Raw genomic sequence first — 5,976 nt, 5'->3', positions numbered from 1 at the left:
TAAAGCAAACTGTTTAGTAGGGCAATAAGGACAAGGAAGACAATCAGTGTGCTGCCAAGCAGCATCGGACTTATATCTAACATACCACCTCCTAAAAGTTGCGTGATTATACAACTTATAAATTGAAGGGACAGTTAAACGCGAGAAGATATTAAGAAAGTAGGTCTAAAAATGATTCAATTTGACCATTATCTTCAAATTCAATCGTTAGTTTGTAACCTTTTGTGCCACATTTATAACCAAGTGAACCCAAATGCTTTTTGAGGGTATCAAAATCAAGCCCTTCGATTTCAGATGAAGTGCTGGAAGAAGAAGTGGGGAGTTTAATTTTTTTAACCATACTCTCGACATCACGAACACTCAGCTTTTGACCGATAACCGAATCGATCATCATCGCTTGTTCTTTTGGATCAAGGGCTAAAATAACTTTGGCGTGACCGGCACTGATTTTTCCCTCCAACAATGCTTTACGCCCTTTTTCGCTCAATTGCAAAAGACGTAAGGTATTGGTAATCTGCGCGCGGCTTTTATGGACGGTTTGCGAAAGTTGCTCATGGGTCAATTCATGAATATCGATCAATTCTTGATACGCTTGCGCCAAATCGATCACATTGAGTTCATCACGTTGGATATTTTCGATCAACGCCTGTTCACGCATCTGCTCATCGCTGACCGATACGACAATCGCTTTGATCGTTTTATTTTTTGCCAATTTGCTCGCACGAAGACGACGCTCACCCGCGATCAGGATATACCCGTCCAAGTCTTCTTTAACAACGATCGGCTGAAGCAATCCATGTGTTTTGATCGATTCGGAGAGTTCCGATAAACTTTCCGGATCAAAATGTTTACGGGGTTGATACGGATTAGGACGGATTTTAGCAACTGCGATCTCTTCTACTCCCCCTTTTTTAGGAAGCTCGTTATCGTATGCCTCTTCGATTTCACTGAGCAATGCGCCCAACCCACGTCCAAGTGCAGATGCTTTCGCCATATTTTTCCTTTAGGCGATAATCGCGTGTGCCAAATCTTGGTACGCCATAGAGCCGCTTGATTTTACATCGTAAAGAATCGCCGGTTTTCCGAAACTCGGAGACTCTGCCAATTTAACGTTTCGGGGAATAACGATATAGTCTTCTTCATTTCCCCCCGATTTGAACAGTTTCCCTTGAAAATGTTGTCGCAAATCGGCAAATACCTGACGAGAAAGGTTGTTTTGCGCGCTGTACATGGTCGGCAAAAACCCTTTGATCGTCAATTTCGGATTGATCGTTTTACGAACCAATTTAACGGTGTTCAGAAGCTGTGCCAACCCTTCCAATGCAAAAAATTCACATTGGATCGGAATAATGACCGAATTGGAAGCCGAGAGGGCATTGATCGTCATCGGCCCAAGTGCCGGAGGTGAATCGATAATCACATAGTCATATTCGTCTTTGACCTGTGCGATAGCCCGCTTCAAAATAAGTTCACGCCCCGTAGCGTTATCGGCATCGTAATACTCTTTTTCAACTCCGACAAGACCGATATTCGACGGAGCTAAAAAAAGTTTCGGCAATGAGGTCTTGAGGATAATCTCTCGTAATTTTTTGGCACCGATCAATACATGATAAATATTGAACTCATAGTTATTGCGGTGGTACCCCAATGAAGTGGTAGCATTGGCCTGCGGATCCGCATCAATCAACAATACTTTTTTTTCTGCAACAGCCAAAGATGCAGCTAAATTGACGGCGGTGGTGGTTTTACCCACTCCCCCCTTTTGGTTGGCGATAACAATAACTTCACTCATCGTAAACTAAACATCCTTTGGCCATTGCATTCCAATGAGCCGTCTTCTAGTAACACGGCATTTTTTAATGCAACTTTTTCATTATTGTTGTGGGTAAAAAAATCTCTACTGTTTTCAAATTCTATCTGGAATTTACTAAAAATTTGCTTCCACGTCGGTAATTTTTTAAACAAATCCCCATACGCTTTCGTTAAATCCTGAGGATCGATTTTTATATCGATTTTTTCAAAATCTTCGGGTGCCGAAACAAGGTTGATTCCGATACCGCAGACTAGCGTGTCACCCATTAAATTCGTAATCACACCGCCGATTTTTTTATCGTCTCTATAAAAATCGTTCGGCCACTTAAGCCAAATGGATGAACCATAGGAGCTGATCAGCTCTTTCATCAAAAAAGCGAGATAAATCGAGGTAGATTCCAGTTTCAGATCACTCGGTAGGAGCGAGCGCTCAATCGCGACCGAAATAAAAAGGTTCCCCTTTTGTCCGATCCAATGGTTCCCGCGAGAGCCTCTCCCCATCGTTTGCATGTCTGTCCCGACGCATATCGGAGTTTTCACAGTGCCGTTTTTCAGGGCATCGAGAAGATAGCTCTGTGTCGAATCCAGCGATTCAAACCAGAGGATGTCCACAACCGCTCCGTTTTCCGTTTAGATAATCGATCACCGAAGTCTCTTGCTTGGAGGGAGCTTGCACTCGCGTAATACGAAGGGAACCGCGGGAGCATTGTACGACGATGCTCTCTTTATCCATAGAGAGTATCACCCCCGCCTCGCCGCAACTGAGTTCCTCTTCGAGGTTCATTGCTTTGATTTTTAGCCCCGAATCGAGATAAAGCCCCGGCCACGGGGTAAATGCTCGATAACGGTTATAAATTTCGCGAGCATCGGAAAAATCGATCAACCCGTCCGATTTAAGAATTTTTTTGCAATGTGACGCTTCGGCATCGTTTTGAGCAGCTGCGGTGCATCGATCCCAATGTCGGATAGTATCGAGAGTCAAATCGACTGCCGTATCGGTGAGTCTTTTATAGAGCGATTCTACCATCTCATCTGCACCGATATTAATAGTTTCAATCTTGATGATTGCTCCTGTATCGAGCCCCTCATCCATCCACATGGCCGTAACACCGCTTTGGGTATCGTTGTTCAGTAAACTTTGCTGAATCGGGCTAGCACCACGGTAGTGAGGGAGGATAGAGGCGTGGAGATTCACGCAGGGGACATACTCCAAAATCGCTTTTGGGAGGATTTGTCCGTATGCGGCGACAATGATCATATCGCACGGTGTTGCCAAAAGTTCGTTCACGACGACTTCATCACGGAGTCTATTAGGCTGTATCACGGGGATATTTGCATTTTGGGCTACCGTTTTAACAATCGGAGGGGTTAAAATAGCTTTTCGTCCTACCGGCTTATCGGGTTGGGTGTAAACACTTACCACTTCAATATCGGTAGCCTCTATCAACGCTTCTAAAATCGAAGCCGCATAATCGGGTGTCCCCATAAAAATAACACGGGTCATTAAAGCTCCTCAGCGGCTTTAAACAGACTGCCTCCGCGATGTTGCCCCTCAATCAAAAAGCTTTTCGCATCACTCAGATCAAAACCGCTCGCCAAAAACATAGCCCCGCCTCGATTGAGGAGGAAATTTGCCGCTTTGAGTTTCGTCACGATTCCCCCTGTCGCAAAATTATGGTTCGGAGTGACTTCTAATGCCAATTCCTCGGGCGTAATACTTTCGATGCGAGAACGTACCTGTGCATCGGTGTAACTGCGGGGGTCTTTGTCATAATAGGCGTCGATATCGGAGAGGATAACGAGCAGTTCGGCTCCAAAATGGTGAGCCGCATAGGCAGAGAGCTGATCATTATCGCCCAAAATCAACTCTTCCGTCGCGGTCGCATCGTTTTCATTGATAATCGGAACCACATTATGTTGGAGAAGGGTTTCAATCGTATCTTTTGCTTTTTGGGACTCTTCGGCAGTATTGAAATTAGCCGCCGTTACCAGTACCTGAGAGGGGAGGATATTGTAGTGTTCAAACATCTTACGGTATTTGTTCATCAAAATCGGCTGACCGATGGATGCAAGGGCTTGTTTATTTGCCAAAATCTTTTTATCGAGTTTTAGTTCCGTGTACCCTGCCGCAACCGCCCCCGAAGAGACGAGGATTACTTCATAGCTTTTTTTGAGTTCTGCAATAAAATCGACGAGATTTTGCATCCGATCTTTTGCGATACGATTTTGCTCACTTAAAACCGCACTTCCGACTTTAACAACGATTCGCTTCATGCGCGCTCCGTTACGACCATTTGATAGAGTGCATACGTTAATGGTTTGATATTGAGATTGATCGCCGAAGAGATCGGTGCAATAAATGCCGGTTTGCTACGATCATAAAACGCTTTGTCAAAGTCTTCCTGCTCATACACCGGATACTCATCGCTGAAAGCAAATCGGCTTTTCTTCACCGGAGCGAGATTGACCAGTTTCAAAAACGCATTCGTTTTTTCGATCGCTTCTTCGGGGCTCATGGCATCGGCACGAGTAAGAGCAATCGCAAAATTACGTTCCGCTAACAGAGGTGAGAATTTTTCAAGCTCTTGTTTGAGCGTTTCGTATTGGTACTCAAGCTCATGGTACGATGCCAAATCGATCATGAACAAAAGGGTTTTGGTACGCTCGATGTGACGAAGGAATTTAAGTCCAAGACCTTTCCCCTCAGATGCGCCACCGATAATCCCCGGAATATCCGCCATAATATACGAATCAAAATCACCGATATTGATCTGTCCGAGTTTCGGAGTCAATGTCGTAAACTCATAGTTGGCGACTTCGGGACGAGCGTTAGAGACGGTAGAGATCAAGGTCGATTTACCGACATTCGGGAATCCTACCAATCCGACATCCGCAATCAGTTTAAGATCGAGTCTGACCACGCGGGTAACCGCTGGCTCCCCCGGTTGAGCGTACATCGGTTTTTGGTTGGTGGAGGATTTGAAGTGAACATTCCCAAGACCGCCGCGTCCCCCTTCTAAAAAGAGAACCTCTTTCCCGTCTTCGAGTAGATCGAGTAAAACATCACCCGTCTCAACATCGACCACTTGGGTTCCCGGAGGGACAACAACCACGAGACGTTTGCCCGCTTTGCCTGCCATGTTTGACCCCATACCCGGTTGCCCTTTGTCAGCTTTGAGGTTTTTGTTCCCTTGAAAGTGTGCGAGTGTGTGGGTATTATTGTCTACTTTGAAATAGACATCGCCGCCACGACCGCCGTCACCGCCGTTGGGTCCCCCTTGAAGAACATATTTTTCCCGTCGGAAAGCAACACACCCTGCTCCCCCTTTACCGGATGAGACGGTAATTTCTACACTATCACTAAACATGGATGTCCTTCAAGTTGTTTTGAACATTAGCCTCTTTATGAGACAATGATTATTTGCTTAACTCTATACTTCGATAAAAAGTACACGATTAAAAAGATAATTTTGGAAATGGATTCAAAATCGGGCGAAAGCCCGATGTAAGTGAAAATTAAGCGGCAGGGATGATAGAGACTTGTTTACGAGTTTTGTCTTTACGTTCAAACGCAACGACACCGTCAACCAATGCATACAAAGTATGATCTTTACCCATTCCCATGTTTTTACCCGGGTGAACTTTTGTTCCGCGTTGACGGATAACGATATTACCCGCTCTTACGAATTCACCACCGTATTTTTTGACACCGAGTCTACGTCCCGCTGAGTCGCGGTTATTCTGTGTACTACCCTGACCTTTCTTATGAGCCATGCTGTCCTCCTACTTTTTAATAATTACGCAGCGATCTTAACGATGCGAACGCGTGTGTGATCTCGTCTGAAACCACGTTTCAATTTGCTGTCTTTACGACGACGTTTTTTGTAGATCACGACTTTACGGTCACGACCTTCATTGATAACCTCAGCAGTAACAACAGCACCACTTACGAATGGGGTACCGGTTTTAAGTTCACCGTTATTCACGGCAAGAACTTCTTTGATTTCGACGGTGGTTTTAGGATCAAGTCCCATTTTATCGAACAAAAGGATATCACCCTCTTGAACTTTATACTGTTTTCCGCCGTTTTTGATAATTGCGTACATTAGCGTTCCTTACTTACAAGTCTACAAAAAGTGGCGAATTATAGCCAACGTTTATTTA

8 protein-coding genes are annotated in these 5,976 nt (G+C 44.8%); all 8 read right to left on the bottom strand.

Translation table 11 applies throughout. From position 1 onward, the window contains the following. Positions 1 to 151: 151 nt before the first annotated feature. Positions 152 to 994 carry a ParB/RepB/Spo0J family partition protein gene (locus VFW36_RS12430; protein ID WP_329659132.1) on the bottom strand — a complete coding sequence of 281 codons (843 nt, stop codon included), beginning with the start codon at positions 992 to 994 and terminating at the stop codon, positions 152 to 154. 9 nt (positions 995 to 1,003) lie between these two features. Then, positions 1,004 to 1,792, bottom strand: a complete 789-nt coding sequence (locus VFW36_RS12425) for an AAA family ATPase (protein WP_329659131.1) — start codon at positions 1,790 to 1,792, stop codon at positions 1,004 to 1,006. Beyond that, the gene (locus VFW36_RS12420; protein ID WP_329659130.1) at positions 1,789 to 2,424 is read right to left on the bottom strand and encodes a biotin--[acetyl-CoA-carboxylase] ligase; all 636 of its coding nucleotides are present in this window, start codon (positions 2,422 to 2,424) and stop codon (positions 1,789 to 1,791) included. The genes VFW36_RS12425 and VFW36_RS12420 overlap by 4 nt, the downstream gene beginning before the upstream one ends. Further along, positions 2,405 to 3,316, bottom strand: a complete 912-nt coding sequence (fmt, locus tag VFW36_RS12415; RefSeq protein ID WP_329659129.1) for a methionyl-tRNA formyltransferase — start codon at positions 3,314 to 3,316, stop codon at positions 2,405 to 2,407. The genes VFW36_RS12420 and fmt overlap by 20 nt, the downstream gene beginning before the upstream one ends. Beyond that, positions 3,316 to 4,086: a glutamate 5-kinase gene (proB, locus tag VFW36_RS12410; protein ID WP_329659128.1), complete on the bottom strand. Its 771-nt coding sequence runs from the start codon at positions 4,084 to 4,086 to the stop codon at positions 3,316 to 3,318. Before proB ends, fmt begins: the two co-directional genes overlap by 1 nt. Further along, the gene (obgE, locus tag VFW36_RS12405) at positions 4,083 to 5,180 is read right to left on the bottom strand and encodes a GTPase ObgE (RefSeq protein WP_329659127.1); all 1,098 of its coding nucleotides are present in this window, start codon (positions 5,178 to 5,180) and stop codon (positions 4,083 to 4,085) included. The genes proB and obgE overlap by 4 nt, the downstream gene beginning before the upstream one ends. 148 nt (positions 5,181 to 5,328) lie before the next feature. Then, the gene (rpmA, locus tag VFW36_RS12400) at positions 5,329 to 5,586 is read right to left on the bottom strand and encodes a 50S ribosomal protein L27 (RefSeq protein WP_013459610.1); all 258 of its coding nucleotides are present in this window, start codon (positions 5,584 to 5,586) and stop codon (positions 5,329 to 5,331) included. Positions 5,587 to 5,609: 23 nt separating this feature from the next. Next, complete coding sequence (rplU, locus tag VFW36_RS12395) at positions 5,610 to 5,918, bottom strand: 50S ribosomal protein L21 (RefSeq protein ID WP_310440788.1); 309 nt, start codon at positions 5,916 to 5,918, stop codon at positions 5,610 to 5,612. Positions 5,919 to 5,976 lie beyond the last annotated feature (58 nt).

This window comes from Sulfuricurvum sp., assembly GCF_036279695.1.
In the GTDB taxonomy this organism is placed as follows: domain Bacteria; phylum Campylobacterota; class Campylobacteria; order Campylobacterales; family Sulfurimonadaceae; genus Sulfuricurvum.
This window is presented reverse-complemented; position numbering and strand designations above follow the sequence as displayed.